Below are 26037 nucleotides of genomic sequence, written 5' to 3' on the forward strand. Positions count from 1 at the left end.
CGGCGCTGATGACTGCCCCGGCGGTGCTGATGGCATCCTTCGTCGTTTTGGGCGGGCTGCTGACCGCAGCCGCCCAAAGCCTGGGCCTGCTGCCCCTGGCCGGCAGCCCGTCACTGACCCTCGGGGCATACACCGCGGTGGCCCCGGACCTTCCAGCCGCTATCGGCCTGTCCCTGGCCATCGCGTCGGCGTCAACCATCGCCGCTTCCGTCGTGGGGTTCACGGCGGCCCTGGTCATGGTCCAGGGCCGCTGGTGCGGCCGGGTCGTTGCCGCCGTCAGTACCCTCACGATCCCTTTTCCGCACATCGTCGGGGCCGCGTCCGTCGGGTTGCTGCTCTCGGACTCCGGCCTGCTGTCCCGGCTGACCGGGGCGGGGGAGGCCTGGCCGCGGCTGGTCGGAGGCCCCTGGTGGATCGCGGTCATTGCCGACTACAGCTGGAAGGAATCAGCCTTCGTCGCCCTGGTCGTCACCGGCGCCCTGATCACCCGCTCAACGGGCTATGACGAAACGGCGGCCCTCCTGGGAGCCGGCCGCATCCGGCGCATCCGGCACGTCTTGGTGCCGCTGAGCCTTCCGGCGCTGACTGTTTCCGCAACGATCGTCTTCGTTTACACCTTCGGCTCCTACGAGGTCGCCTGGCTCCTCGGCCGGCCCTATCCCGAACCTCTTCCGGTGATGGCGCTGCGGGTTTTCGGCTCCGCGTCGTTGACGTCCCGGCCCGAGGCCGCAGCCCTCGCGATGGTGACCACGATCGTGTCCTTCGGGGCCGCCACCGCAGCGTTCGCCCTCCTGAGGAGGATTCCGCTATGGCGGTGACGCTTCCTGCGGGCCCGCGGACACCCTGGACGCCGCCGCGCGGGGACGGCTCGGCCCTGAGGGCCTCCCGCGCCCCGGGCCGGGCGGGACGCACAGTGCTGACCCTGGCGCTGGCGTCGTGGTTCCTCCTTCCCCTGGCACCGCTGGGACTGTGGCTCTTCGCGGACCGCTGGTCCTATCCGGCCGCCATGCCCGATGTCTGGGGCTTCGACGGCGTCCGGTCGGCCTTGGCCCAGGGCGCGGTCCCGGCCTGCGCCCGTTCCCTGGGCCTGGGACTGGCGGTCAGCGCCGTCGCCACCCCGCTCGGCGCGCTGGCCGCCCGGGCCCTGGCCTACCACCGGGTCCCCTTCCCCGCGGCCGTCAACGCCGTGCTGTTTGCACCGTTGGCGCTCCCGGCGTTCGCGGCGGCCTTCGGGCTCAACGTGCTGCTCCTGAGGCTGCAGGTCCCGCCCCTGGCCGGGGTGATCCTCATCCTCAGCGCCTACGCCCTGCCGTACACGACGTACACCATGCGTGTGGCCTACGGGGCGCATGACCGTGGCTTTGAAGACGAGGCCCGCACCCTGGGAGCCACCCGGTGGCAGGTCCTTACCCGGGTGCAGGTGCCGCTGCTGGCCCCGGCACTGGCACGCAGTGCGTTCCTGGCCTTCCTGGTCGGCTGGAGCGACTACCTCATCACGCTTCTGGTCGGCGGCGGCGCATTTACCACCGTTCCGCTTCTCGTCGCTTCGGCCGCCTCGGGCACGGGCAACGATTCCGTCGTTGCGGTGCTGTCAGCGACGGCAGTCCTTCCACCGCTGATCGTGCTGCTGGGTCTTGGCTTCTTCGCACGCAAACCCCCGGGAGATCTATCATGAGCGACACGTTGGTTATCGAAGGACTTTCGAAGTCTTTCAGTAGCTCATCAGCGCAGGTCCTGAAGGACGTGCACCTCACTCTGGAGGGCGGTTCATGCACTGCCGTCCTGGGGCCGTCCGGGTCAGGGAAAAGTACGCTGCTGCGCGCCGTGGCCGGACTCGAAGCCACGGACGCCGGACGGATCGTTCTTCGTGGCACCGATCTGGCCCGGGTCAGCCCCGAACACCGCGGCATGGCCCTGGTCTCCCAGCGCCCGCTGCTGTTCCCCCACCTGAGCGTCCTGGACAATGTGGCCTTCGCTGCTGCCGTCCGCGGTGTCCGCCGCCGGGCCGCCCGCGCCGATGCCGCCCATTTCCTGGACCTGGTGCAGCTTGAAGGGTACGGCAGCCGTCCCGTGACGGCCCTCTCCGGCGGGCAAGCCCAGCGGGTGGCCATCGCACGGGCCCTGGCCGCCCGGCCTGCCATCCTGCTCCTGGACGAGCCGTTCAGCGCCCTTGACCAGGAACTGCGCTCCACCATGCACGAGCTGCTGGCACAGCTGCGGGAGCGGCTGGCCCCCACCATCCTCATGGTCACCCATGACCGCGACGAAGCGGCCGCCGTCGCCGACCACATCGCGCTCCTCAGCCGCGGCAGGCTGCTCCAGCACGACCGCGTCGACCTCGTATACTCCCGGCCCGCGTCCCTGGAAGTCCACCGGCTCATGGGCGGCACAAACGAAGTTACAGGAACTGTCCGGGACGGAGTCCACTACTCGGCCCTGGGCGACCTTGACCTGCCGGCGGACACCGACTGGCCCGACGGCCCTGGCGTGATGGTCATCCGCCAGGAAAGCATCGGCATCCAGGAGAATGCCCGGGGCCCCGCAGGGCACGGCGTGCCCGCGATCGTGACGGACATCCGGGTGCTGGGACCCCGCCGGCTGGTCACCGTCGATGTGTCCGGTATCGCCCTCCAGGCAGAGGCGCCCTGGGGCCGTCTGCTGGGCGTCGGTGATGCCATTCGTCTCACGATCCCGATCTCCGCGCGGGCGTTCATCCCCGACCCGCCGGGCACCAACGGACCCACCACGGGCGACACCGCCGCCGCAGTCATGGCCACCGGGAGAACCTGACGGTCCGGCGCCCACGGTCGACGTCTCCGAACATCCCGCCCGGGAACTGCCGGGGTAAGAAAACGAACATGACCATGAGACCTCCCCTGACACGGACCGTTGCCCCGGCAGCAGGGACCCTACTCACGCTCGGGCTGGCCGCCCGCGGCGCCGGCGCGGACCCCGCTGAACAACCCTCTGCCCTCCGGCCAGCCCAGCTCCGGAGGCGCCCTGGTCATCGGCTCGGCCTGCTTCCCCGAGCGCGAGACGCTGGCCGAGATCCGAGCCGGCAGGGGAGGCAGCAGCGTCCACGCCAGGCCGCACGAACGGCGAACACACAATAGAGGGACAGGTCCTGAGCAGATTCATCTTTATCAAGAGGGGCCGGCCATTCCTTCGTGGCAGCCGAGGACCTCACTGCGGCTCAAGCCCTGGACTACGGCACCGGTTCCTGTCCGACGAGGACGGGAAGTTCACCCTCCCGGATGTGCATCGACTTGAGCTCGCGGCAGAGCGTACGTCGATGCCCATATGGTCCTGATGCTCGGCGTGCCAGCAGCGCAAGGTCTCCGGGGCCAGTGCGTTATGCGGTGGAGGGGGAATGGGAAGTCCTGGGGGCCTCTCGAAAAGGTCGTCGGTGTATAACCTGCTGAGTATTATAGATACCCCAGTGGGTATGCGAAACACCCGAGGGGGTATATAGTGAATGGCAACATGCTCACGTTATTGGAGACTTCATGCAACTCGATTCGACTGAACTGACCCCAGTGGTCAACCGCCTCAAGCGCGCCCAGGGCCAGCTCGCTGCTGTCACGCGCATGCTGGAGGAGGGGAAGGACTGCAAGGACATCGTCACGCAACTGGCTGCCGTCTCGAAGGCCCTGGACAGGGCCGGCTTCGCGATCATCGCCAGCGGGCTGGAGCAGTGCATCGTCCGCGAAGACACCACCATGGACAAAAAAGAACTGGAAAAGCTCTTCCTCTCCCTCGCCTGACAGGCAGGACCCCAAGACCCCGGTGCCGGGGAGTTCCCCCAAACTGTCACGGCCACGGACTGGCCCGGACCCGAACATGTCACGACACATTAGGAGCAAACCGATGAGCTACACGCATACCGTTACCGTCCCGCTGTCCTGGGAGGACGCAGTCCAGCGCACGCGTGCGGTGCTCGGTGAACAGGGCTTTGGCATCCTTACCGAAATTGATGTCCGCTCCACTTTTGAGTCCAAACTCGGGATCGACGCCGGGGATGCCGTCGGTGACTACATAATCCTCGGGGCCTGCAACCCCATGCTGGCGAGCCGTGCCCTCGCAGCCGATCCGGCGCTCGGAGCATTGCTGCCGTGCAATGTCGTTGTCCGGCGAGGCAAGGACGCGCGCGAAACCACCGTCGAAGCCATAGACCCACAAACCATGGTCCAGCTCAGCGACAGCCTCGTCGTCCGCGCCGTCGCCGACGAAGCCGACGCCAAACTCCGCGAAGCCCTCCACAGGCTGGCCGATGCCGCGGGCGCAAGGCCAGCGACCCTCTAAAACCGCCCCGACACCGTCCGCGCCGGAAAATCACTGTTCCCGCCGCTGCACGTCGAAGCGGCGGCGAAATCTTACGGTACGGGTCTAGTAGTACTTAGTTTGGTCGGCGTGGCGGCTTTTAATCCTGATCGATCCTCATATTTTTCGAGGCATGAAACCCGATGAGTTTGCCGAGACCAGGACTGAGACTGCCCCGTGCTGCCAACCACAAGGCACGACCTAATTAAGTCCTACTAGGTCCGGGCTGCCCGGTTGTTCCCGGTCCCGGCACGGCCTGCGGCTGGCTGTGACGGTGGCGGGACTGGCTTCTCAGCTGGAGGATCCGCGCTTCTCCGGCAACGGCCACCAGAATCCCGCCAGCCACCGCGGCGATGAACAGCGACATGCCCACGGAAAGCTCCCCGGCCACGCCAAGGTAGTGTACGGTCACTCGGTCCTGGTTCTGCAGGATGAAGATGATCAGCAATATCAGAAGGATCAGCCCGGTGCTGACCGCAACCCAGATCGTCCCGGCCCGCGCCTCGGACCCGGGCCGAGGACGGGGAATGGACTCCGAGGGGCACGCTTCGGCTTGGAAGGTACGGATCTGTTGATCGCGTGCGGGAGGTGGTCTGGGCCGGTTGAAGGATTCGACGCTGGGTTAGCAGCCACGGCTTCATCCCCTTAAATCCGGAGTAGTCCGTCCCGTACCTGACGGATATCTCACACCGTACTCCTTCCGCAGACACTCGTCCTCTATGCCGGCACTCTCACGGCCAGCGGGTATGCGGGTATAAAAGCGTTGGTGGCCGCGGCGCGGTCCCGGGTACGGCCGGTCCCTACATGGTTCCCGTATACCGTTGGAGGCCGGCCAAGGTCCAGTGTGCGTCAGTGACCATTACAAAATGTGTAGACTTACTGGAGGTGAGCCGGGAAGTCTGGTCGGCACGTTCTTTGTCGCCCCAAAGTTTAGGACACCTTCATGAGTAAAAACCCTTCTGCTCCTCCGCGTTCCTCCGTTTTGGGACGGGGGAGCTACGGCGAAGTGCTGCGAATCGGTGAAATCCTGCGGAAGGAAACCGTTGGCGGGATCTTACTGGTCGCCGCAGCAGTCATTGCCCTGATCTGGGCCAATTCCCCGGTCTCCGATAGCTATTTCGCGTTGCGGGACTTCCGCGTCGGGTTCGAGCCCTGGCATCTGGAACTCAGCTTGGGGGCCTGGGCTTCAGACGGGTTGTTGGCGATCTTTTTCTTTCTTGTGGGGCTGGAACTCAAACGTGAGTTCGTGGCCGGAGACCTTCGCCAGTTCAGTAAATCCGTGGTGCCCATCGCAGCGGCTGTCGGCGGTGTAGCAGTTCCTGCCGTTATTTATGCGCTGATCAATCTGGCCAGTCCTGAGACCCTGCGGGGCTGGGCCATCCCTACGGCAACCGACATTGCTTTCGCAGTGGCTGTGCTGGCGATCATCGGGTCGCACCTGCCCAGTGCGCTGCGGATCTTCCTGCTGACTTTGGCCGTGGTCGATGACCTTCTGGCCATCAGCATCATCGCGGTGTTCTACTCCTCCGATATCCAGGTCGGGCCGCTGCTGCTGGCCCTCCTTCCGCTGGCGGTTTACACGTTCCTGGCTCAGAAGTACCGCCGGTTCTTTGGCACCAGACCCGCCGCGGCGTGGGTAATCCTTCTCCCTCTGGGCGTAATCACCTGGGCGTTGGTGCATGCCTCCGGTATCCACGCCACCGTCGCCGGTGTACTCCTGGGGTTCGCTATCCCTGTCATCCGGTCCCAGGCCAGCGGCGGCCCCGCTGCCGGACCTGGCCTCTCTGAGATCTTCGAACACCGGTTCCGGCCTATTTCCGCCGGCATCGCAGTCCCGGTTTTCGCTTTCTTCGCCGCCGGTGTCGCCGTGGGTGGCTGGGACGGTCTGATCTCGGCTCTGACCGATCCTGTAGCCATCGGCATCATCGTGGCGTTGGTGCTGGGCAAACCAATCGGAATCCTGGGCACCACCTGGCTCCTCACCAAGGCCACCCGCGCGTCTCTGGACAAGTCCCTGAAGTGGATCGATGTATTCGGAGTCTCGCTTTTGGCTGGGATCGGCTTCACGGTTTCACTCCTCGTGGCCGAGCTGAGCTTCGGACAGGGCAGCGCCCACGATGACCACGCCAAGGTCGGAATCCTAGCCGCGTCGCTGCTGGCCGCCCTCCTGGCGGCGGCAGTACTGGTCACGCGGAACCGTCAGTACCGAGCCGTGCAGGCCGAGGAAGCCATCGATACAGACCAAGACGGCATCCCGGACGTTTACCAGGAAGACAGCCACCGGTGACCTGACCCGATCCACGCACCTGAAGGGTCCCCTACCGGCTATGCGGTAGGGGACCCTGCACGTAAGGGCGGCCGTGAGGGGTCAGTGGCCGCCGAGTTTGCCTCCGAGGCGTTCACGCATCAGGATGCTGGCATCGTTGAGTCCGATGATTTTCACGTCAATAGCGTGGTGGCGGTACTTCTCGGTGATCGCGTCCAGGGCCGCAATCGTGGACGCGTCCCAGAGATGGGAGGCGTGCATATCGATGATCACGTGTGCCGGGTCCAGAGCGTATTCGAACTGAGTGTAGAGGTCGTTCGAGGAGGCAAAGAACAGCTCCCCGTCCACCACATAGGTCGCGGTTTCGTGCCCGCCAACGGAGCTGACGGTGCGCTCGACTGTGACGAGGTGTGCGACCCTGCGGGCGAAGAGCACCATCGCCACAAGGACACCGACGCCGACGCCGATGGCTAGGTTGTGGGTGGCGACGACCACGATGACAGTGGCGACCATGACCAGGGTTTCGCTCTTGGGCATCATCTTTAGGGTCCGGGGGTGGATGCTGTGCCAGTCGAAGGTGGCCCAGGAAACGAAGATCATGACCGCGACGAGGGCGGCCATCGGTATTACGGAGACGAAATCCCCGAGGGCGACGACGAGGATGAGCAGGAAAACGCCGGCGAGGAAGGTGGAGATCCGGGTACGGGCGCCGGAGGCTTTGACGTTGATCATGGTCTGGCCGATCATCGCGCAGCCGCCCATGCCGCCGGTGAACCCGGTGACGATGTTTGCCACGCCCTGGCCCCAGGCCTCGCGGGTCTTGTGCGAGCGGGTATCGGTTACGTCGTCAACCAGTTTGGCGGTCATCAGGGATTCGAGCAGGCCCACGAAGGCCATGGCGAGGGCGAAGGGGAAGATGATCTGTAGGGTCTCCAGGTTGATCGGCACGTTCGGGATGAACAGGGTCGGCAACGACTCGGGGAGTTCTCCCTTATCTCCCACGGTCGGGACACCCACGGAGACGAAAACCGTGATGAGTGTCAGCACGACGATGGCGACCAACGGGGCCGGCACAGCCTTGGTCAGCTTCGGCAGGCCGAACACGATCACGAGCGCCAACACAACGAGGGGGTAGACCAGCCACGGAACATTGATGAGTTCGGGAACCTGGGACATGAAGATCAGGATGGCCAGGGCGTTGACGAAGCCCACCATCACCGAGCGGGGAATAAAGCGCATCAGCTTCGCCACACCTGATAGACCGAGAATGATCTGGAAGACTCCGGCCAGGATGACGGCGGCGACGAAATAGTCCAGGCCGTGGGACTTCACCAGCGGCGCGATCACCAAAGCAATCGCTCCGGTCGCCGCCGAGATCATGGCCGGACGGCCGCCGACGAAGGCAATCGTCACGGCCATGGTGAAGGAGGCAAAGAGCCCGATCCGCGGATCGACGCCGGCGATGATCGAGAAGGCGATCGCTTCAGGGATCAGCGCGAGGGCGACGACCAGTCCGGCGAGGACTTCGGTCTTTAGCCGGCGCGGAGACTTGAGGGTTTCCCGGACAGACTGCAGTTGTTCAGGGGTAAAGGCCGGGTTATCCCCGGCGGTCTTGACGGCCATTGCTGGCTCCGTTCATGGTCAGGAAGACGCGCGCATGCGGCTTCGCTTTGTCGAAGAATGTAGGGGCGCAACGCCGCGCCGGGAAGAGCGGGAACTGCCCTTGCAGGTCTCACCACTCACCAGAAACTCTACCCTAACGTGATGGTAGGGTTTGAAATCAGAACAGGACGGAGGCCCCTGATGACGGCAAAAACAAGCACGGGCACGATGCACATTGGTGAACTGGCAGAACGGACGGGTCTGTCCCTGCGGACCATTCGCCACTACGACGACGTCGGTCTGTTGCCGGCCACTGCGCGGACCGACGGGGGCTTCCGGGTCTATTCGGAGGCTGATTTCGAGCGCCTCATGGTCATCAAGCAGATGAAGCCGCTGGGGTTTTCGCTGGAGGAAATGGCCGGGATCCTCGGCATCCTGGCCCCGGACGAGGCCATGGGCGCCACGGAGGAGGCGCACGCCCGACTCTGCGGGTTCTTGGAGAAAGCGGTCCATCAACGGGCCAAGATAGCCCGGAACCTGGCCCAAGCGGACGAGTTCATCCAGAGGCTCAGCGCACGGCCCTAGACAATATGAAGTGTGGTGCTGAACTTGCCCGTCCGGGCCGGCCATTATCGCCGGGCGGTCCCTCAGCGCCGGCTTGGTGTGATCCGTTTCCTGTCTCAGGAATGCGGCGCTGCGGGGCCTGATCCCCGGCGGTGATGTCCTTTATCCCGGACGGGCAGGTGACGTCAGGGAGAAGTGTGAGGGGGGCGGGGCCTTCTGTTTCACAGAGGTCCGTGGGTTGCCATTGACGGTTCCCTTGGCTCGACGGCTCGTCGGGGGTGCAATGGTAGTGCCACATGTGAAGTTTGGGAGGTCCCGGCTATGTATCAGCATACTTTCATCGGTCTGGATGTTCACGCGGTCAACGTCGTGGGCCCTCCACTGAACCCGGCCACCGGCGAAATCAGCAACTGCACCATGCCCGCTGACCCGGCCATGGTGCTGGAGTGGGTCCGCCGGTTTAAGCCGCCGGTCACGGTCGTCTACGAATCCGGTCCCACCGGGTTCGTCCTGGCCCGATACCTGCAGACCGCAGGTATCAACTGCGTGATCACGGCGTCCTCGAAACTGCTCCGCGCACCCGGGGACCGGATTAAAACCGACCGGCGCGACGCCCGGGTGCTGGCCGAAATGCTCGCGGTCGGCACGGTCACCGAGGTGCGGATCCCTGACCCCGAGGAAGAAGCCCTCCGGGACCTGTCCCGGCTGCGTTCCGGCACGGCCAGGGACCTCGCGCACGCCCGCCGGCACCTGAACGCCATCTTGCTGCGCCACGGCATCCGCTACCCCAAAGAGACCAGATGGACGAAAGAACACAGCCTGTGGCTGCACCGCCAGCGCTTTGAAGAACCGGCGCTGCAGTTCACCCATCAGGCCGATCTCGAGCAGGCCGAACTGCTCGCCGGGCACCTTAAGCGGATCGACAAGCAGGTCGCCGCCAAAGAAGTCCATCATGTAGCCATCGGGGCGCGGAGCGGCCGATTTCTCGAGGAGCTCGACATCCCAACCGGCCACGCCGAGCTGGCGGGCAGCGACCAGGCCCGCAATGCCTGCCCCGGCAACCACCGCCTTCATGTCCTGCCTCCACCGATCAGATATGGCAGGCTGAAGAGGGCCGGGAGCAAGCTCAGGAGCACCGCCAACACCCGGCGGATCATTCCTTACTCCTTCCCCGCGGGCGGTCCCGCCCGAACGTCACACCATCAGCGACCGGGCAGGAGCCTCCTGCAACCATGGCCGCTGAACACCGGCCCGGTCAGTCCCGCCGTTGATCGAATCTAAACCCGCACACGCACCTGTACGTCAGCAGGCCGCCGTCATTCCTTCCTGGGGACCCAATAGGCAGGCCCGGGTCCACGGTTACCGGCTGCATGGGCTCACCGCAGTGGATGTGTGTGATCAGCATCCGGCGCAGTTGCGGATCCTCTGAGAGCCCGCCCCGCGCTGCGGTGCTTGGCCGCGCCTTCTGCCGGGCACCACGATCCGCCCGGGAAATCTGTGAATGTGTCATTATTACCCCCTCAGCCCAAAGAGGTGAGCAGATCAGCGCACGCCTGCTCGCAGCGGCGACAGACTTCGGCGCACACCTCGCAGTGGCGGTGCATCGACGCATGCTGCCCGCATTCATCGGCGCACGCCTTGCAGACGGTACGGCACGCTTCCAGCACTGCGCGGGTGATGTCAGCGTCGTAGCTGCCGTGGCGCGAGAGAATCTTCCCGGTCGCCACGCAGATATCGACGCAGTCAAGATTGGTGCGGATGCACATGGTCAGCTCGGCGACCATCTCTTCACTGAGGCAGGCGTCGGCGCACGCGGTGCACGTCTGAGCGCACTCAAAGCACGCCTGGATGCATTCCACGAGCTTGGCTTTATCAATGTTTCCGAGGTCCTCAGGATGGGCGTCCAGCATGGACTGTACATGTGTCATTGGTTTCTCTTTCCGGATCTGAACAGCGGGTCGTGACGGAGTGGAACAGCGAACCGTTTCTACGTCCTGCTGATGGAAAGCTTGACCACCGTCAGCGCCGGCAAAGCCGGTTCCGAAGGTACAACGCTATAAAGAATTCCGTCACCGGGCTCCTGGTGCGTCAAGGACGGCGGGTCCACTGCGCCAGTCCTCACCGGTGCCGGTTCGCTCCGGGGAGCCAGACGCCGTTCACAGCATTCCTGATCCAGATCCTCAGGCTCAACGGACGGGCCGGCCTCGAGGACGACGCTGACGGGCTGGGACGCCGATGCCGAAGCGCCGGCATGGCTGGCTGCGGTTTCCGGCGGCATTGCCTCAACGTCCCGTTTCTCCATTGACTGTAAGGAACTGTGACCCGGGACGATGGCGTACCGGCTGCCGTGAGTGTAGGAGGCAGCCCCCGCGAGGAGGAGGGCCAGAAGGAACCACACGAATACGCCCCGCACCGGGAACGGGCAGCGAAGCATTCCTCGTGAAGACCAACTCAGCGCGGCCATTTCCACTTCCTGGTGGACACCATCTGTCCAGACTAATCTCCGGCCACCGTTCAAACCATCACACGTGCATTACTTTTTGCGTCGGCTTGGAAGGCCACGCTGCGGGACGCGCCTTGCCAGCATGCCAAGGCTGCGACGAGTACCGCTGCCGCCTTCGCAATCTCAAGCGCAGGGCACCAAGCCCCGGCCGGGCACTGATTGTCCCGTTCCGGGCCGGGAATCTCACGGGCTCTCCTTTTTGCCGGGGTGCAGGTTCTCTGTCTGCAAGAGGTTTATGGAGTCTGCCTGCTCCAGCAGGCTCCGCCGTTCTCCCGGCGAATAGTCAGCGGCACCGATCGCGTTGCGCATTCGGCCCAGATGCTCTCGGATAGCCATCCGGTATTTGTCCTTCCGGTCGCACCAGGTGAGTTCCCGAAGCAAGCCCAGGAGCCGGCCTGCAACGGCCGGATCTGCCGCTCCGTATTGCCTGGGCTGGTTCATCGCCATGTCGAGAAGGTCCTCGAGTTCCGGAAGCGAAACCACAACCCTCACCCGCCCGTCGTCGTCACTGAGATGCTCAGGGCCAGGGTTTCGCTCCGCCAGCCGGCACAGGAGAACGGAAAGGTGCCCGATGACGTGCACTGCGGTGGTGGGGTCGTTGATACCTGGGGAGAGTGCACGGGCAGCGACGTCGACCAGCTGGCGGAATCCGAATCCGACGTCCTGGACGTTGGTGCGTTCAAACCCGGTGGCCACAGCGGCGTTAACCGCCTCAGTCAGCCTTTCCCGGGCTGAGGATGTGAGCGTTGCGCCCGGTTGAACGGGCCAGGCAGTGGCGAAGGGAACACCAGCCACCAGGGAACTGCCAGGTTCCCGGTCAATCCTTATCACTGCCCCCGCATCTTCGGCGGCCCGCTTCAGTGCGCCCTTGTCAACGGAGGTCAGGAATCCGGAACTGGTGGAGTTGATAAGGATCTTCCCCTCTGCCGGGACCGGATCCGGTGCCGGCAGGGAGCGGTCCGCCGGGAAGACACGGTCGATGGTCTCCTGGGTTTCCACGTTGACCCTGCGCATCATGGTTTCCACCCGGATCTCCCGGGTGAGATGCGCCAAAAAGAGCACCAGCCCGATAACACTGCCTATGGCGAGAACGAACGCGACAGTGACGGAAATTTCAGGTACGAACGGGCTGCTTCCGCTGCCTTCGCCGCGGACGCTTCGAAGGACGGTCAACGCGAAAGCAAAGGCAGCCAGAAAGAGGGCCAGCGTCCCGTGGACGAACCGATCCGAGGTAAAAGTCCGCAGCAGCCGCGGGGAAAACTGGCTGCTGGCCAGCTGCAACGTGACCACGGTGAGTGAAAACGTCAGGGACGTCACCGTGATCAGGGAACCCGAGATCGCCTGCAATACAGACCTGGCCGCCTCCGGCCCTCCACTGAAGAGAACAACTGTGACACTTTCTGGCAACTTGCCGTCAACTGCAGCATCCAGGGCAGGCACCGCCGTCCCGAGACCCACAGCCAGCGCAACCGCTAACACCGGAAGAGGCCACAGCTGTGTCCGCAACGCATCCATCCAATGATCGACACGCCCAGTCATCGGGAACATGCCCCCAGCCTTACAGGTGCTTCAGTCATTGTCTTCACTCCCATCAGAGGATCAGATACGGAGAGTCCTTTTCTTCGTTACCAGTACCCTGGGTACTGGCTCGAAGCTCGCCGAACCGTAAATATTAAGCGTACTGTCCGCTACGTCCCGGTGTCCGTATAAAGCACCCCAAAACCCTCCAACGCCACAGGAGTACCCATGCCATTAGAAGCCCGAACAGTGCTGGAGACCGGGCAGGAAGCGCATGTGGCTTGACTCCCGGGCGGAGATCTTGCGGGTCATGATCATCGGCTCGGTGTAGTACGGGGCCTTGGTGGCCCTCCTGGGGGCCTCGGGCAAGAGGACCCTGGGGCAGCTGAACGCTTTCGACTTCATCGTCACCGTCGCCTTCTTTGAAGGGTCGGCGGCGCATAACCAGCTGCGCAGGAACCGCCTCAGCGAGTCCGAGGTGCTGCAGGCCACGGCACCACCGGCACGGTCCCGAAGCGTCGCTACGTGCCAAATGTATCCAAACATCGCAGCAGCGATTTCCCGCCGCGAACCTTCCTGACTATGTGTTGCGGCCGAAACCCTCCAGTAGGCGCGTCGGGTCAGGTCACGGGTGGCGGTCTTCCCGGTAAACATCCGGGATGCCAGATTGATCAGCGCATACATAACGGCAGGAACTGCTACGCCGCCGACAGACGCTTCGATGGGCACCATAGATTTACTGAACTGCCACATCCGCGCCCATCCGGTCCGCGTGTTGCTCCGAAGTACCCGTGCCCCCTTCTTCGGGGGCACCAACATCACACTCGCGTGTATGAGGAGATCTTCCAATGAATAAGACACTTCGCTTTATGGCCGTCCCCACCCTGGCTTTGGCCGCACTGGCCCTTTCCAGTTCCCCCGCGATGGCAGCGGACCAGTCCTACCAGTCGACCCTGGGCCAGATCAACGGCAGCACAGGTTCGGGCACCGTCACGGTTGATGTCACCGGCAATCAGGCCCACGTTGTCCTGAACGTTTCGGGCCTGGCCTCGACGTTTATGGACGCACCGTACCCGCACGTCCAGCATATCCACGGCGGAGCCCAGGGCACCTGCCCGGCACCGTCGGCGGATAAGGACGGCGACCAGGTCATCTCCACCACCGAAGGTGCCCCGTTCTACGGCGGTATCGTGACCACTCTCTCCACCAGCGGGGACACCAGCCCGGCAGCGGGCTTGGACCTTAAGGTCGCCGGGCAGGGCGCCTCCTACACTGTTGACCGCACGTTCGAGCTGAACGCCGAGACCAAGACCGCCCTGGCTGCCGGTACGGCCGTTGTTGTGGTCCACGGCCTTGACCCCGCCACCCTCAGCGCGGCCGGCCAGGCTGCCAAGTCAGACCTGGCACCGACCCTGCCGCTGGCCGCGACGTCCCCTGCCCTGTGCGGGACCTTGACGGCCGGGCAGATGAAGATGCCCGCCGGCGGCGCTGACACCGGTGTCAGCCAGGAGACAGGGAACGACGCCGGAGCCCTCGCCCTGGGCGGTGGCCTGGTCCTGGTCGCTCTCGCCGGCGGAGCCTACGCAGTGCGCCGCCGCAACGCCAACGCAGCAGCCTAAGCCCAGGCTGAGCGGATCAATACTGTGAGAACCACGGACCACGGCCGCCGCGGGGGCTTCCTGGCCCCCGCGGCGGCCGGGGTTCTGCTCCTGCTGGCCCTGGCCGGCTGCGCCGCCGGAACATCGGGAACTCCCGACGCCGGCGCCATGCCTTCGGCCTCTGCCTCGTCTTCGGTGCCGGCCAGCCCGCCGTCGGCCCCGTCCCCACCCACCGCGCCTCCAGCGGCTGCCCCGGCGGCGGCCGCCCAACAGCTTCCGGTGTTGGGTGCGTCAGCTCCGGTCACCCTGAGCATTGCCTCGATCGGGGTCCGGACCGACCTGCTCCACCTGGGCCTGCGGGAGAACGGCTCCCTGGAAGTCCCGCAGGACACCGGCAGCGGCGCACCAGCGAGCTGGTACAACGGCTCACCAACCCCCGGGGAACGCGGGCCCTCCGTGATGCTGGGCCACGTCAACGCGCTCGGCAGCAACCAGGGTGTTTTCGCGGACCTCCGCAAACTCACACCCGGTACCGAGATCAACGTCTCCCGAACCGACGGCAGCACAGCCGTGTTCACCGTTGACCGCGGAGCCCTCTACAGCAAAAACGGGTTCCCCACCCTCGAGGTCTACGGCAACACCCCAGGCGCCGAACTCCGCCTGATCACCTGCGACGGCTACGACCCCGCCACCGGGCTCTTCGACGACAACTACGTCATCTACGCCAAACTCAAAGCCTGAAATAGACCTCTCCTACGGAGCGGAAAACAATCAAGGATGGACAAAAAATGAAACACCGAGCCCACGCGCTGGCAGCCTTGGCCATCGCATCCGTGCTGCTCTCCGGCTGCGCTGCTGCGGCGGGATCGGTGGACGCGGTGTCCGCCCCGCCGTCGGACGTTTCAGCGCCGGCCTCACCGGGAACTACGCCGAGCGTTGGACATTCCGGCAGCGCCAACGGACACCATGGCGGCGCAACGGCAACGTCCGGCGCAAGCCCGGCCGGACCCAGCGACGCCGCCCTGATGGTGTGCGGGGATCAGCCGATGGCCAGGCTCACCTCCATCCTTGACCTGAAGGAGGACCCGCACACCGTCAACCACTGGGCGGACAGCACCTTCACCTGCACCTACCACCTGCAGGAAGGTGGGCTGGACATTTCCGTGCAGGAAGCTACAGACCCAGCGTCCGCACGCAAATACTTCGACGCCATGCAGGCCCTCGCAAAGGACGCCACCCCCATCAAAGGCCTGGCCAACCTGGGATTCCCCGCTTATGAAACCGCAGACGGCTCGGCCGTGTTCCAGAAAGACAACTTCGTCCTGCACGTCGATGCCTCGGACCTGCCGGATACCTTGGGCCCGGAAAGCATCAGCCGAAACGCCTTGGCCTACCAGCTCTCCACCACCATCCTCGCCTGCTGGGTCGAGCACCCATGACATAACGCATTTCTTGTTGCTGTCGCTATCGTTCGTCGTGGCGGAAACAGCCATGTGGCCGCGTTTCCAAGCCATGAAGGTCCCACCACCTCAGCCCGTGGAACGCCGTTGTCTCACGACTGTGGCAACCACAATAAGTGCGACGGCGGCGCCCAGTCCCAGCCGGGCCACCAGCTGGCCGTATGGTTCGGCGCCCGTAAAATACATCATTGCCAGCACGGGGGCGATGGCGGTGAACTCGTAGCGCCGGCTGAGGACCACGAACGGCAGGAGCAGCAAGGCGTACCAGGGGTAGCTGGGCGAGACGAGCAGCAGCGTCCCGCCGACCATGAAAACCTGCCCGTCCCACGGCCGGGCGGCGTTGGTGGTCCGCCAGACATACACGGCCAAACCCAGCAGCAGCACCAGGGCCGCCGGCATCGCCCAGCTGGCCGGGAGCACCAGCTTCAACAGTGTGAAGCGCGGGCTGTCCTGCCCGTCGTACCCCTCCGATTTGAGGTAGGTGGGCAGATAGCCCAGTACCGTCCAGCCGCTGGCGAGGACATACGGAACGTACGCCGCGGCGAAAGTGGCAGCTGCCGCAGCGACGAAGCGGACCGGCTGGCGGTAGAGCAGTGCCGGGGCGCTGATGGCGGGAATAAGCTTGGTGGCCACCGCCGCCCCGAAGGCCATCCCGGAACCCAGCGTGCGCTGGCCCACCAGCAGCAGCGCAGCGGCCAGCGCCAACGCCGCGCAGAGGGTGTCCACGTGGGCGCCGTTGATGGCTTCGAAGGCCACCAGCGGGGACCACGCCCACCACACTGCCTGGTGTGCCGGACGGCCTGTGCGGCGCAGGAACGTCAGCAACAGCACCGTCACGGCCAGGCTCAGCAGCAGCCCGACCAGCTGAAAGGCAATGAACCCAACGTCTGCGCCGGGAATGAGCCGGACGGCGAGGAAATACAGCTCCGCCACTGCCGGATAGACAGTGGGAACGGAGGGCCGGTTGATGGCCGTGCACAGGGTGCCGCCGCCGGGAATGCTGGTGGTGGTCTCCGTACCGGACGAAAAGGGGTTGGTGTGGCAGGTTCCGTCCGGTCCGGCGTCCTGGAACAGCCATTCCGGTCGCAGCTGCCGAAGCGCCTCATCGGCCGGCACATATCGGTAGGGGCTAATTCCCTCCTTCTGGACGATGCCGTCCCAGGCGTAACGGGCGGAGTCATTGCTCGTGGCAGGCGCTGCAGAAATTGCCGCGGTGCCCAGCAGTAAGGAGCCCAGCAGCACGACGGCGGCCGCATGCCGGGCGGGCATCCGGCGCGCCATCAGGGCGGCCGGGAGAAAGAATACCCATGCCGCCAGCGCGCCAAGGGGGGACACCCACTCCGCTGACGGATCGGTGGTGACGGTCCACCAGACGGAGCCGGCCAACAATGCCACCAGAGCCAACGCCGCCATGGTGGCGCCAGCGTGCCGCGGCCCGCTTCCCGCCGAGCTGTTCCCCGCTGGCCCGGGCGCCTGGCCGGCCCGCGCGCGGCGGGGGGTTAATTCATTCACCCCTTGATCCTGCACCGCGTGCAGGCCCGCTGGCCATGGAACCAAAGGAGCGTTCGAGTTTTGTAAGGTCTGGCCCGGGACTGGGTACGGGCCTCAGTGGTCTGATGTGAGTATGGACAGATTGACCACCCTCCTCCAGCAGCGGATGGATGCGGTGAACGGACGGTTTTCCTCCCGCTTGCGGAGCAAACGCCTGACGGTGGTGCTGGGCCGCTGGCTCGGCATGGCGTTCACGGTCTGCTTCTTGACCGGACTCTTCAGCCACCTCCTGCAGGATCCGCCCGGCTGGATGTTATTCCCGACCCGTCCAGTGTGGGTGTACGCTGCCACGCAGGGCATTCACGTCACCACCGGGATTGCTTCCATCCCGCTGCTGGCAGCCAAGCTTTGGTCCGCATTTCCAGAACTCTTGCGTTGGCCGCCGCTGAAATCCGTGGTGCACGCCCTCGAGCGGGCCTCGATTGCGCTCTTCGTGTCCGCCTCCCTGGTGGAAGTCACCATCGGATTGCTCAACACCTTCCAGTGGTATCCCTGGCCGTTTTCCTTCAAGGACGTCCACTACTGGCTGGGCTGGGTGATCATTGGGTCGCTGGCCTTGCACATCGCAGTCAAGCTGCCGCTCATCCGGGCGCACTGGAGCCGCCGGTCGGAGGCTTCCGCCATCGCGGGTGAGGCTGCTGAAGCAGCGCCGGAGCGCGAAACGGTTCCGGCTGCCATGGCGCCTGCCACCAGGCCCGGGTGGAGCCGCAGGGGGTTCCTGGCGGCAATGACCGCCGGCACCGGCGTCGTCGTTCTGACGACGGCGGGCCAGTCGTTCGCGTGGCTGGCGGGCCTGAACCTCTTCGCACCGCGCCGGATGGACGCGGGGCCGCAGGGGGTACCGATCAACCGGACAGCGGCCCAGGCCGGTGTCGAGGGCGCTGCGCTGGCCCCCGACTGGGTGCTGACCGTGGCCTCGGGATCGGTGCACAAGACGTTGACGCTGTCCCAGCTGACCGCCCTGCCCCAGCACAGCTACGGACTTCCCATCGCCTGCGTGGAGGGGTGGAGCCAGGGCGCCCAATGGCGCGGTGTCCGGATCCGGGACCTGATGGCCCTGGTGGGCGCGCCAGCGGATGCCGGTCTGCAGATTTCCAGTCTGGAGCAGGGCGGCGTCTACGGGCGCTCCTTCATGCCCGCCGCGTACAGCCAGGACGAGAAGACATTGCTAGCGCTCGAACTCAACGGCGCGCCGCTGGACCTTGACCACGGTTATCCGGCACGGATCATCGCTCCCGGCCGGCCGGGGGTACTGCAGACCAAATGGGTCCACAGGGTGGAGGTGATCTGATGCGGCTGCCATTGATGGGTCCCCCGGTTACCGTGGAGCGCGGACCGTTTTGGTGGATGCGGGCAGCTCTGGGGGCCCTGGGCACGGCGGCCCTCGGCTATGCCGTCTTCGGATTCCTGGCCAATGTGCCGCTGGCCCAGTTGATCGGCGTGGCAGCCTGGCTTGCGGCAGCACTGGTGGTGCACGACGGCGTGCTGGTCCCCTTGACAACGCTGGCCGGCGGCGGACTGTCGCGGCTTACGTACGGGCTGCGCCCCGTCCAGCAGGGGATAGTGCGCGGCGCCCTGCTGGTAGGGGCGGTGGTGACCTTGCTGGCAGCCCCGCTGATTCGCGCCCAGCAGGTGCTCCAGCCAAGCGGCCCGGGAAGCGGGGCCAACCATACAGTCCTGCAGGGGGACTATGTGCAGGCCTTGGGCATCCTCTGGCTGGTTCTGGTGGTGGCCGCTGCGGGGTTCGTGGCCGCCGTCGGACTTTACACCCGACGTTCCAGCGTCAAAAAGACCCGGCCCTGAACAGTCCGGGTGGCGACGGAGACCAGCCCCGCCCGGGCCGCATGGGCGGCCAGCGCTTTCGCACCGGCGCGGGCCCAGGGAAAGGCAGCGCTGGCCCGTCCGGCCGAATCCTCCAACACGGCCAGATACGCCACATCAAGGGAATCGGAGATTTCGGCCTCTGCCAACGCCTGCCCGCACGGCGCCAGCAGTGCGGCAACACGCTCCAGCAGCACCCGTATGTTCCCGCCGATGCCGATGTTCCCATCCAGCAGCAGCGCCGACGCCCAACCGCCCTCGTGCGGCACCGGGTCGAAGATGGAGCTATGAATCGCGACTGCGCCACGGCTGGTGGCCGCCCGCACCGCGGGAGCGCTCGCGTCAACGCCCATTGCCACCAAGCCCAGTTCACCGGCAGCGGCAAGCATCCGGCCAGGGCCGCAGCCCACATCAAGAACCGGTCCGCGAAGGGTCCGCAGCAGCTCGCGTTCGCAGGCGGTGGCCGGTGCGGACCAGCCTTGCATGCTGAAGTGGACCGGCCCGATGGGTTCCGGGCGGGCGGATTCCGGGCGGAGGGTCAGGTGCCCCAGGCCGAGGGACAGGCTGCCTGCGTACGGCTCGTGTCCTCCTTGGCCAAATAAGGCGACCGGGATGCTGCCGCCAGCAGATCCGCCGCCTGCCCAGGGGCCGGTATTGGTGGAGGCTGTCTGGGTGCTCATCGCTGGGCCGCCCCGCCGGTTGCTGCGCCGGTCGGCACCGGAACGGGCACCTTTGCCGTCGGCAGCCCCAGGGCCAGGCGGTCAACCGCGCGGGCAAACGGTGTGCCGGAACAAGCGCGGGCGACGGCCAGGGCATCGGCAAAGTGGTCCACGTCCGTCAATGTGGGCAACAGCCCCACCGCCAGGCCGGCGCTGGCCAGCCGGGCCAACTGGTGCGCCCCGGTCTGCGGGGTGGACATTTCCACGCCCCGGACCAGGCTGCCGTAGGGCCGGTGCAGGCCCAGGGCCCAAAAGCCGCCGTCCGTTGCCGGTCCGATCCAGGCGTCGTGGCGGGGCGTCGGGGCGGACCAGTCCGCCACCAGCCTTGCGAGTGGTGCAAGGGAAAACTGGGGCGTGTCCATGCCCAGAATCAGCAGCGGGCCGGTGACCAACGAACAGATGACCGCCAGCCGTTCGTCCAGCCGGCCGCCACCCTGGGCAACCACGTCAAAACCCGCAGCGTCCCTGCGGTGCGGCGTCCCCTCAAACACCAGCAACCGCCTGGCCGCGGGGAAGGACCGCACCGTCTCCAGCGTCTGGCTGAGGCTGGTTTGGGCCAGGGCTGCGGCCTGCGCAGGCGTGAGCGGTGGCGTGAGGCGCGTCTTGGCTTTGCCTGGGATGCATTCTTTGGCGATGACCGCGATGGTGAGGGTCACGGCGTCGCTCCCCGGGCCTCGGGCGGGGGTCCGCCCGCAGTCGGTCTACCGGCGCCTGTCGCTGGCGTCCACCGCGATGCGGCGGCCAGCTGCGCCCTCATGTCCTTGAGTGCTGTCAGGGTTCCACGCACCGTGCCGGTCACCTTGGACTTGCCCAGGCGCGGCGCATAAGCGACCGGGATCTCGGCCACGCGCCAGCCGTCGCGGTGGGCTTTGAGGAACATCTCCAGCGGATAACCGCTGCGCCGGTCGGTGAGGTCCAGCCCGAGCAACGCAGTTCGCCGGGCAAGGCGAAGCGGGCCCAAGTCCGTGACGGGGATTCCCGTCAACCGGCGCAGCCGCCTGCTCAGGACGATGTTGGCCAGCCGGGCATGGACCGGCCAGGCGCCGCGGGCTGGCCGCCGGGCACCCAGGACCAGATCGGCACGCCCGGCGCGCACCAGCTCCAGCATCGGGGCCAGTTGTGCAGGATCCAGCGAACCGTCGCAATCGCAGAAGGCCACAAACTCCGCCGTGGCAGCCACCAGGCCAGCATGGGCTGCCGCACCAAAGCCGCGCCGCGGTTCATGAACGACGGCGGCCCCCAGACTGGCGGCGAGCTTTCCGGAGCCATCGGTACAGCCGTTGTCCACCACTATTGCCCGGTATCCGGGCGGCAGGGCCGCCAGTACGTGGGGGAGGGCCGAAAGCTCGTTGAGGCAGGGCAGCACGACATCCACCAGCACGGCGGGTGCGCCGCCGGCGTCGTCGTCCGCTGTGCAGGGGGCGCTGGCCGTGCCGGTTCCATCGTGCGAACTGCTCTGTCTTTTCTCCACCCTTCGACCGTAGAATCCGCGGGCCCGGCGCGGCAGGTGGAAATCCTTACGGAACCGGGACGCTTGCCCTCCGGCAGCCCTCTACAGACCCAAAGTGGCGTCCACGAACCTATGCTGGGAACGTGAATAGTGTCCAGCCCGACGCGGACGCCCGGGACGTTGGCAACCGGCGCATCCTGCTCGTTGAAGACGAGGCCACCATCGCCCAGGTGGTGCACGACTATTTGGTGCTGGCTGGTTTCCAGGTGGATATGGCAGGTGACGGATTCAGTGCCCTGCACCTGGCCCGGACGCACAAACCGGACCTGATCATCCTGGACCGTATGCTGCCTGGTTTGGACGGGGCGGAGGTATGCCGGCGGATCCGGCTCACCCAGTCCATGCCCATCATCATGCTCACCGCGCTGGGCACCGAGGACGACCGCATCCTGGGCCTGGAAATGGGCGCTGATGACTACGTCACCAAGCCCTTCTCGCCCCGAGAGCTGGTGCTCCGGGTGAAGTCCGTGCTGCGCCGCAGCGTCAAGGAATTCACCCCGGAACCGCCCGTGGAGCTGGCCGGCTTTGCCCTCAACCCGGCCTCGCGCATCGTCAGATACCGCGATACGAACCTCACACTGACAGCTAGGGAATTCGATCTTCTGGCGTTCTTTTTGCGCCGCCCCAACCAGGTCTTCAGCCGCGACGTACTCATCAAGGCCGTTTGGGGCTGGGACTTTGGCGATCTGTCAACGGTGACAGTGCACGTGCGCCGGCTGCGCGAAAAAATCGAGGCCAACCCCACCACGCCCGTGCTGCTGAAAACGGTGTGGGGCGTGGGGTACAGGTTCGACGACGGCACGGAGCCGGCCAGCCATGACTAGCGGCGATCTGTTCATCATTGTCACGGTTGTGCTGTCATGGGCATTGGCCATCGGCGCTGTGACTGTGGTGCTGCAGCGGCTGCTCGGCAGGACCTCCATTGTGGTGCAAATCCTGCTCGTGGTCCTGGCCACCATCGCCATCCTGGTGGCAGGGATGGTGAGCGCCTTCAACGCCATGTTCATCTCGGAGGCGGATCTTCAGGTGATGTGGTTCATCCTGGCGATCGCCTCGGTCGTTGCCACGGTGGTCGCAGTGCTCCTGGGAGTAGGGCTGGCAAGGAACACCAACCGCCTGGCCGGGGACGCGGCCAGAATCGGCCGCGGAGAGCCCGTGGCACCGCAAAGGAAAATGACCTCGGAACTGTCCGCGTTGGCCGCCGAGCTTGCTGCCACCAGCCACAAACTCGAAGAATCCAGACAACGGGAACAGGCAGTGGAGGCTGCACGGCGCGAACTGGTGGCCTGGGTTTCCCACGATTTGCGCACCCCGCTGGCCAGTATGCGCGCCATGGCCGAGGCGCTGGAGGATGGCATTGCCGAGGATGTTTCCGGCTACCACCAGCGAATAATCGGCCAGACCGACCAGATGGCCGTGCTGGTGAATGACCTGCTCGAGCTCTCCAAGATCCAGGCCGGAACCTTGGTGCTGGACCACCGGCCCTTGGACCTGTACGACGTCGTCAGCGACGCAATTGCCGACCTCGCCCCTGTCGCGGCAGGCCGGGCCATTGCCATCAACGGCGACGCTGTCGCCCCCACCTTGGTGGCTGCCGACGGCGCGTCGTTGTCCCGGGCCATCCGCAATGTGGTCCTCAACGGCATTCTGTACAGCGCTCATGGCAGCACCGTGTCCATTGCCGTGACCTCCGCCGCCGGCGAGGCGGTAGTAGAGGTGCGAGACGGCTGCGGCGGGATCCCGGCGGAGGACCTGCCCCGGATGCTCACCGCGGGCTGGCAGAAGGACGCCGGTCGCACCAAATCGCGCTACAGCGGCGCAGGGGTAGGCCTAAGCATTGTCCACGGCATCCTCCAGGCCCACGGTGGCGCCCTGGAGGTTGCCAACGTTGAGGGAGGGTGCCGGTTTCGGTTGCGGATCCCCACCGGCCAGGAGGGTCTGGGACCGGCCGTCTAGGGCAGTTCCCCACGCAGCGGGGCGGTGGCGAACTCGCGCATGCCGTCCTCGAAACTGCGCCGCGGAGCCCAACCCAGTTCGGCTTTGGCCCGTGCAGAGCTCGCGGTGATGTGCCGGACGTCGCCCAACCGGAATTCGCCTGTGAACACAGGGACCGGGCCGCCGCCAACAGTGCTCAGGACCCCCGCCACCTGACCAATAGTATGGACCTCCGAGGCTCCCACGTTGTAAGCCCTCATACTGCCTGCCGCCATGACCCCGCCTGCCGCCAGCGCCTCAACGGCGCACAGGTTTGCCTCCGCCACATCCGCCACATGGATGAAGCTGCGGCGTTGGCCGCCGTCCTCGAACACCCGCGGCGCCGCCCCGCGGGCCAGGGCCGAGCGGAACAGGCTGGCCACGCCCGCATAGGGTGTGTCTTTGGGCATCCATGGCCCATACACGTTGTGGTACCGCAGGGCGGCGGCAGTGCCTCCCGTTGTACGGGCCCACGCCGATGCCAGGTTTTCCTGGGCCAGTTTGGAGGCAGCATAGACGTTCCGCGGGTCCAGCACCGCGCCTTCGGTGACCAGTGTGGGCAGCAGGAGCTCGCCGGTGACAGGGTCCCGGGGGTCAAAGATTCCGTGCTCCATGTCCTCCGCCCGGCGCGGGCCTGGTCGCACCAGCCGGCCGGATGAGTCCGTATACGCGCCCTCGCCGTAGACCACCATGGAAGAGGCCAGCACCAGCTTGTCCCTGCCGGCCGAGGCCATGCCTGCCAGGAGTACGGCCGTGGCCAGGTCATTGTTGCGGACATAGTCCGGCGCATCGGAGAAGTCGACGCCGAGGCCCACCTTGGCGCTCTGATGGACAACGACGTCGATCCCCTCCAAAGCCGCAGCAACGGTGGATGCATCGCCAACGTCGCCCACCAGCAAGGACGCGCCGGGATTTACTGCCGGCCTGACCGGATGCACAACCGGATCCAGCGAATCCAGGGTCCGGACCTCCCAGCCGCGGGCCAGGGCGACCTCGACGATGTGGCCGCCAATGAAACCGGCTCCGCCCGTGACCAGAATCCTCACGGCGCGCTCCTTCCAGTACCGGGGCGGACTGGGCTGGCGGCGCCCATCACAGTGGCCACGGCGTCGGCGGGCATAAGGGCCATCCGAGGGAATCCGCCGCCGTCCGCCGTTTCCACGCAGGCCAGCCCCGCGGATACCCTCCTCACCGCATCGGATAGCACGGCCAGAATCCGCGGCTGCGCGGCCGCCAGGCGGCCGAGTACCAGCTCCGCGGTTACGGGCCTGGAACCGTCATGGCCGGTGTCGGCGTCAGTGATGAACGCCAGCGCCGCGAAATGCATGTTCAGCTCCGCCGCCAGCACCGGCTCGGGGTATTGGGTCATGCTGACCAGATGCGCACCTGCCCGGACCAGGGCTGCCGACTCGGCCTTGGTGGAAAAGCGTGGCCCGTTGATGACAGCCATGGTTGCAGCCGGTGCGAAGTGCTCGCGCTGCAACTCCAGAGCGGCGATGAGTGCGGCGCGAAGCGGGGCACTGTAGGGCTCGGCGGCGGGCAGGTGCTGCACGCCGGTGGGCAGCGAGCCGTCGTAGAAAGTGTCCGCCCGGCCCCAGGTCCTGTCCAGAAACTGGTCGGGTACGGCAAAGGTTCCGGTTCCGTGGCTCGGAACCAGTCCGCCCACTGCCGCGGACGAGATGACAGCCTCCACACCCATGCTCTTGAGTGCCCAGAAGTTGGCACGGTGGTTGATCTGCTGCGGGGCAATGCTGTGTCCGCGGCCGTGCCGGCTCAGGAACACGACCACCGGGCCGTCCGCACCTCCGGGACCGTCCCCTGCAGCCAGCCGGGCAACGGTGACTGGGCTGGACGGCGGGCCAAAAGGCGTCGCGGCATCCAGCGTCTCCAGCACGGCGGCGCCGGGCAGCTGGTACAGGCCGGTGCCGCCAATGATGCCGACGCGGGCCCGGGGTTCCGAGGGATAGTCCATGACCCCATCATGCCAACCCCTGCAGCAGCCGACGCGGGTCGAATCCTTACAAGTCCCGAACGAGCTGCACCGCAGTTCCCCCTTCGGGGGCGGCCTGAATACTAGCAATATCTACTGATTGCCTCAGTCAGATTTGGTTGGCCCCGGTAATACGGTTGTAAGTTCCGTCGCGGCCGTAAAGTCCACAAACATGGTGCCCCGCAGTCCTGTTGTTGTTGGCTCATGGCTGTACACGTGGTCCAGGAATCGACAAAGGTCGCGGGCCATTTTCGATCGTCGGGCCTTGCTTAATACGTTAGCCACAACTAACGTATTAAGTGTGTTGGATGCCTTGGAGATCGCTGCGGAGCCGAACCGGCGGCTGCTGCTGCGCCTCCTGGCACGTCAGGAACAGTCCGTGGGGGAGTTGGCCGCCCACTTCACAGTCAGCCGCTCGGCTGTCTCCCAGCACCTGCTGCTACTGGAACAGGCAGGCCTGGTAATTGCGCGCAAGGAAGGGCGGAACAGGTATTACCGGCTCGACCCCGAGGGCATGGGCCGTCTCCGTGGGCTGGTCGAGCAGTTCTGGACCGACGAGCTGGATCTGCTGGCCGCGGACGCGGCAGCGTTGGCAGCAGGCCGGCACGGTCCAGGCAAGTCGGCACCACCCCGCTAGTTAC

The 26037-nt window shown here is 65.8% G+C and carries 28 protein-coding genes; 16 read left to right on the plus strand and 12 right to left on the minus strand.

Annotation, left to right across the window (positions count from 1 at the left end):
- The first annotated feature begins 8 nt into the window (after window positions 1–8).
- The 5 genes from FYJ92_RS08550 (at window position 9) to FYJ92_RS08570 (ending at window position 4302) form a co-directional block, all read left to right on the plus strand.
- Window positions 9–818, plus strand: a complete 810-nt coding sequence (locus FYJ92_RS08550) for an ABC transporter permease (protein WP_185263456.1) — start codon at window positions 9–11, stop codon at window positions 816–818.
- Entirely contained in the window at window positions 809–1675 is an 867-nt protein-coding gene (locus FYJ92_RS08555) for an ABC transporter permease (RefSeq protein WP_185263457.1), read from the plus strand. The genes FYJ92_RS08550 and FYJ92_RS08555 overlap by 10 nt, the downstream gene beginning before the upstream one ends.
- A complete protein-coding gene (locus tag FYJ92_RS08560) occupies window positions 1672–2790 on the plus strand; it encodes an ABC transporter ATP-binding protein (protein WP_185263458.1) in 1119 nt (372 codons plus the stop codon). The genes FYJ92_RS08555 and FYJ92_RS08560 overlap by 4 nt, the downstream gene beginning before the upstream one ends.
- Window positions 2791–3506: 716 nt before the next feature.
- Window positions 3507–3764: a metal-sensitive transcriptional regulator gene (locus FYJ92_RS08565; protein WP_144662938.1), complete on the plus strand. Its 258-nt coding sequence runs from the start codon at window positions 3507–3509 to the stop codon at window positions 3762–3764.
- A gap of 103 nt (window positions 3765–3867) precedes the next feature.
- Window positions 3868–4302: a DUF302 domain-containing protein gene (locus FYJ92_RS08570; protein ID WP_185263459.1), complete on the plus strand. Its 435-nt coding sequence runs from the start codon at window positions 3868–3870 to the stop codon at window positions 4300–4302.
- Window positions 4303–4525: 223 nt separating this feature from the next.
- On the opposite strand, the gene FYJ92_RS08575 is transcribed toward FYJ92_RS08570, so the two are convergent.
- On the minus strand, window positions 4526–4768 hold the full coding sequence (locus tag FYJ92_RS08575) for a lipopolysaccharide assembly LapA domain-containing protein (RefSeq protein ID WP_255482356.1): 243 nt from the start codon (window positions 4766–4768) through the stop codon (window positions 4526–4528).
- A gap of 495 nt (window positions 4769–5263) precedes the next feature.
- On the opposite strand from FYJ92_RS08575, the gene nhaA reads away from it, so the two are divergent.
- On the plus strand, window positions 5264–6607 hold the full coding sequence (gene nhaA, locus FYJ92_RS08580; protein ID WP_185263460.1) for a Na+/H+ antiporter NhaA: 1344 nt from the start codon (window positions 5264–5266) through the stop codon (window positions 6605–6607).
- 81 nt (window positions 6608–6688) lie between these two features.
- Here the strand turns inward: nhaA and FYJ92_RS08585 are convergent, their stop codons facing one another.
- A complete protein-coding gene (locus FYJ92_RS08585) occupies window positions 6689–8209 on the minus strand; it encodes a SulP family inorganic anion transporter (protein ID WP_185263461.1) in 1521 nt (506 codons plus the stop codon).
- 180 nt (window positions 8210–8389) lie between these two features.
- On the opposite strand from FYJ92_RS08585, the gene FYJ92_RS08590 reads away from it, so the two are divergent.
- On the plus strand, window positions 8390–8773 hold the full coding sequence (locus tag FYJ92_RS08590) for a MerR family transcriptional regulator (RefSeq protein WP_185263462.1): 384 nt from the start codon (window positions 8390–8392) through the stop codon (window positions 8771–8773).
- Window positions 8774–9073: 300 nt separating this feature from the next.
- Window positions 9074–10033, plus strand: a complete 960-nt coding sequence (locus FYJ92_RS08595) for a transposase (RefSeq protein WP_185263463.1) — start codon at window positions 9074–9076, stop codon at window positions 10031–10033.
- 239 nt (window positions 10034–10272) lie between these two features.
- Here the strand turns inward: FYJ92_RS08595 and FYJ92_RS08600 are convergent, their stop codons facing one another.
- The 4 genes from FYJ92_RS08600 to FYJ92_RS08615 form a co-directional block, all read right to left on the minus strand.
- Window positions 10273–10680 (minus strand): four-helix bundle copper-binding protein, encoded by a 408-nt coding sequence (locus FYJ92_RS08600; protein ID WP_185263464.1) that lies wholly within the window; start codon window positions 10678–10680, stop codon window positions 10273–10275.
- Window positions 10681–10739: 59 nt separating this feature from the next.
- Window positions 10740–11054: a hypothetical protein gene (locus FYJ92_RS08605; protein ID WP_185263465.1), complete on the minus strand. Its 315-nt coding sequence runs from the start codon at window positions 11052–11054 to the stop codon at window positions 10740–10742.
- Between the two features lie 384 nt (window positions 11055–11438).
- Window positions 11439–12803 carry a DUF2254 domain-containing protein gene (locus FYJ92_RS08610; RefSeq protein ID WP_370526227.1) on the minus strand — a complete coding sequence of 455 codons (1365 nt, stop codon included), beginning with the start codon at window positions 12801–12803 and terminating at the stop codon, window positions 11439–11441.
- 204 nt (window positions 12804–13007) lie between these two features.
- A complete protein-coding gene (locus FYJ92_RS08615) occupies window positions 13008–13505 on the minus strand; it encodes a hypothetical protein (RefSeq protein ID WP_185263466.1) in 498 nt (165 codons plus the stop codon).
- A gap of 116 nt (window positions 13506–13621) precedes the next feature.
- Here FYJ92_RS08615 and FYJ92_RS08620 point away from each other — a divergent pair, with 116 nt between their 5' ends.
- Genes FYJ92_RS08620 through FYJ92_RS08630 form a run of 3 tightly spaced genes read left to right on the plus strand, consistent with a single transcriptional unit; the run spans window position 13622 to window position 15810 of the window.
- Entirely contained in the window at window positions 13622–14392 is a 771-nt protein-coding gene (locus FYJ92_RS08620) for a CHRD domain-containing protein (RefSeq protein ID WP_185263467.1), read from the plus strand.
- Between the two features lie 24 nt (window positions 14393–14416).
- The gene (locus FYJ92_RS08625) at window positions 14417–15112 is read left to right on the plus strand and encodes a sortase domain-bontaining protein (protein WP_185263468.1); all 696 of its coding nucleotides are present in this window, start codon (window positions 14417–14419) and stop codon (window positions 15110–15112) included.
- A 47-nt stretch (window positions 15113–15159) separates the two neighbouring features.
- Window positions 15160–15810 (plus strand): hypothetical protein, encoded by a 651-nt coding sequence (locus tag FYJ92_RS08630; protein WP_185263469.1) that lies wholly within the window; start codon window positions 15160–15162, stop codon window positions 15808–15810.
- A 90-nt stretch (window positions 15811–15900) separates the two neighbouring features.
- On the opposite strand, the gene FYJ92_RS08635 is transcribed toward FYJ92_RS08630, so the two are convergent.
- Window positions 15901–17343 (minus strand): glycosyltransferase 87 family protein, encoded by a 1443-nt coding sequence (locus FYJ92_RS08635; RefSeq protein ID WP_185263470.1) that lies wholly within the window; start codon window positions 17341–17343, stop codon window positions 15901–15903.
- A 112-nt stretch (window positions 17344–17455) separates the two neighbouring features.
- On the opposite strand from FYJ92_RS08635, the gene FYJ92_RS08640 reads away from it, so the two are divergent.
- The gene (locus FYJ92_RS08640; RefSeq protein WP_255482357.1) at window positions 17456–18673 is read left to right on the plus strand and encodes a molybdopterin-dependent oxidoreductase; all 1218 of its coding nucleotides are present in this window, start codon (window positions 17456–17458) and stop codon (window positions 18671–18673) included.
- Window positions 18673–19185, plus strand: coding sequence for a hypothetical protein (locus tag FYJ92_RS08645; RefSeq protein WP_185263471.1), 513 nt, complete (start codon window positions 18673–18675; stop codon window positions 19183–19185). Before FYJ92_RS08640 ends, FYJ92_RS08645 begins: the two co-directional genes overlap by 1 nt.
- Here FYJ92_RS08645 and FYJ92_RS08650 read toward each other — a convergent pair.
- From FYJ92_RS08650 to FYJ92_RS08660, 3 genes are read right to left on the minus strand one after another with little or no spacing between them, the layout of a single operon-like run.
- The gene (locus FYJ92_RS08650) at window positions 19146–19883 is read right to left on the minus strand and encodes a class I SAM-dependent methyltransferase (protein WP_185263472.1); all 738 of its coding nucleotides are present in this window, start codon (window positions 19881–19883) and stop codon (window positions 19146–19148) included. The genes FYJ92_RS08645 and FYJ92_RS08650 overlap by 40 nt on opposite strands.
- On the minus strand, window positions 19880–20578 hold the full coding sequence (locus FYJ92_RS08655; protein WP_185263473.1) for a DUF2064 domain-containing protein: 699 nt from the start codon (window positions 20576–20578) through the stop codon (window positions 19880–19882). Before FYJ92_RS08655 ends, FYJ92_RS08650 begins: the two co-directional genes overlap by 4 nt.
- The gene (locus FYJ92_RS08660; protein ID WP_370526229.1) at window positions 20575–21393 is read right to left on the minus strand and encodes a glycosyltransferase family 2 protein; all 819 of its coding nucleotides are present in this window, start codon (window positions 21391–21393) and stop codon (window positions 20575–20577) included. The genes FYJ92_RS08655 and FYJ92_RS08660 overlap by 4 nt, the downstream gene beginning before the upstream one ends.
- Window positions 21394–21515: 122 nt before the next feature.
- Between FYJ92_RS08660 and FYJ92_RS08665 the strand changes: the two genes are divergently transcribed.
- Together FYJ92_RS08665 and FYJ92_RS08670 are read left to right on the plus strand one after the other, a co-directional pair.
- Entirely contained in the window at window positions 21516–22256 is a 741-nt protein-coding gene (locus FYJ92_RS08665) for a response regulator transcription factor (protein WP_185263474.1), read from the plus strand.
- Window positions 22249–23388 carry a cell wall metabolism sensor histidine kinase WalK gene (locus FYJ92_RS08670; protein WP_185263475.1) on the plus strand — a complete coding sequence of 380 codons (1140 nt, stop codon included), beginning with the start codon at window positions 22249–22251 and terminating at the stop codon, window positions 23386–23388. The genes FYJ92_RS08665 and FYJ92_RS08670 overlap by 8 nt, the downstream gene beginning before the upstream one ends.
- Here the strand turns inward: FYJ92_RS08670 and FYJ92_RS08675 are convergent.
- Together FYJ92_RS08675 and FYJ92_RS08680 are read right to left on the minus strand one after the other, a co-directional pair.
- Window positions 23385–24452, minus strand: a complete 1068-nt coding sequence (locus tag FYJ92_RS08675; protein ID WP_185263476.1) for an NAD(P)-dependent oxidoreductase — start codon at window positions 24450–24452, stop codon at window positions 23385–23387. The two genes, FYJ92_RS08670 and FYJ92_RS08675, sit on opposite strands and share 4 nt — an antisense overlap.
- Window positions 24449–25378 (minus strand): MTAP family purine nucleoside phosphorylase, encoded by a 930-nt coding sequence (locus tag FYJ92_RS08680; protein WP_185263477.1) that lies wholly within the window; start codon window positions 25376–25378, stop codon window positions 24449–24451. Before FYJ92_RS08680 ends, FYJ92_RS08675 begins: the two co-directional genes overlap by 4 nt.
- 319 nt (window positions 25379–25697) lie before the next feature.
- Between FYJ92_RS08680 and FYJ92_RS08685 the strand changes: the two genes are divergently transcribed.
- Window positions 25698–26033, plus strand: coding sequence for a helix-turn-helix transcriptional regulator (locus FYJ92_RS08685; protein ID WP_219729695.1), 336 nt, complete (start codon window positions 25698–25700; stop codon window positions 26031–26033).
- Window positions 26034–26037: the final 4 nt, after the last annotated feature.

Source organism: Pseudarthrobacter sp. NBSH8, from assembly GCF_014217545.1.
Classification (GTDB): domain Bacteria; phylum Actinomycetota; class Actinomycetes; order Actinomycetales; family Micrococcaceae; genus Arthrobacter.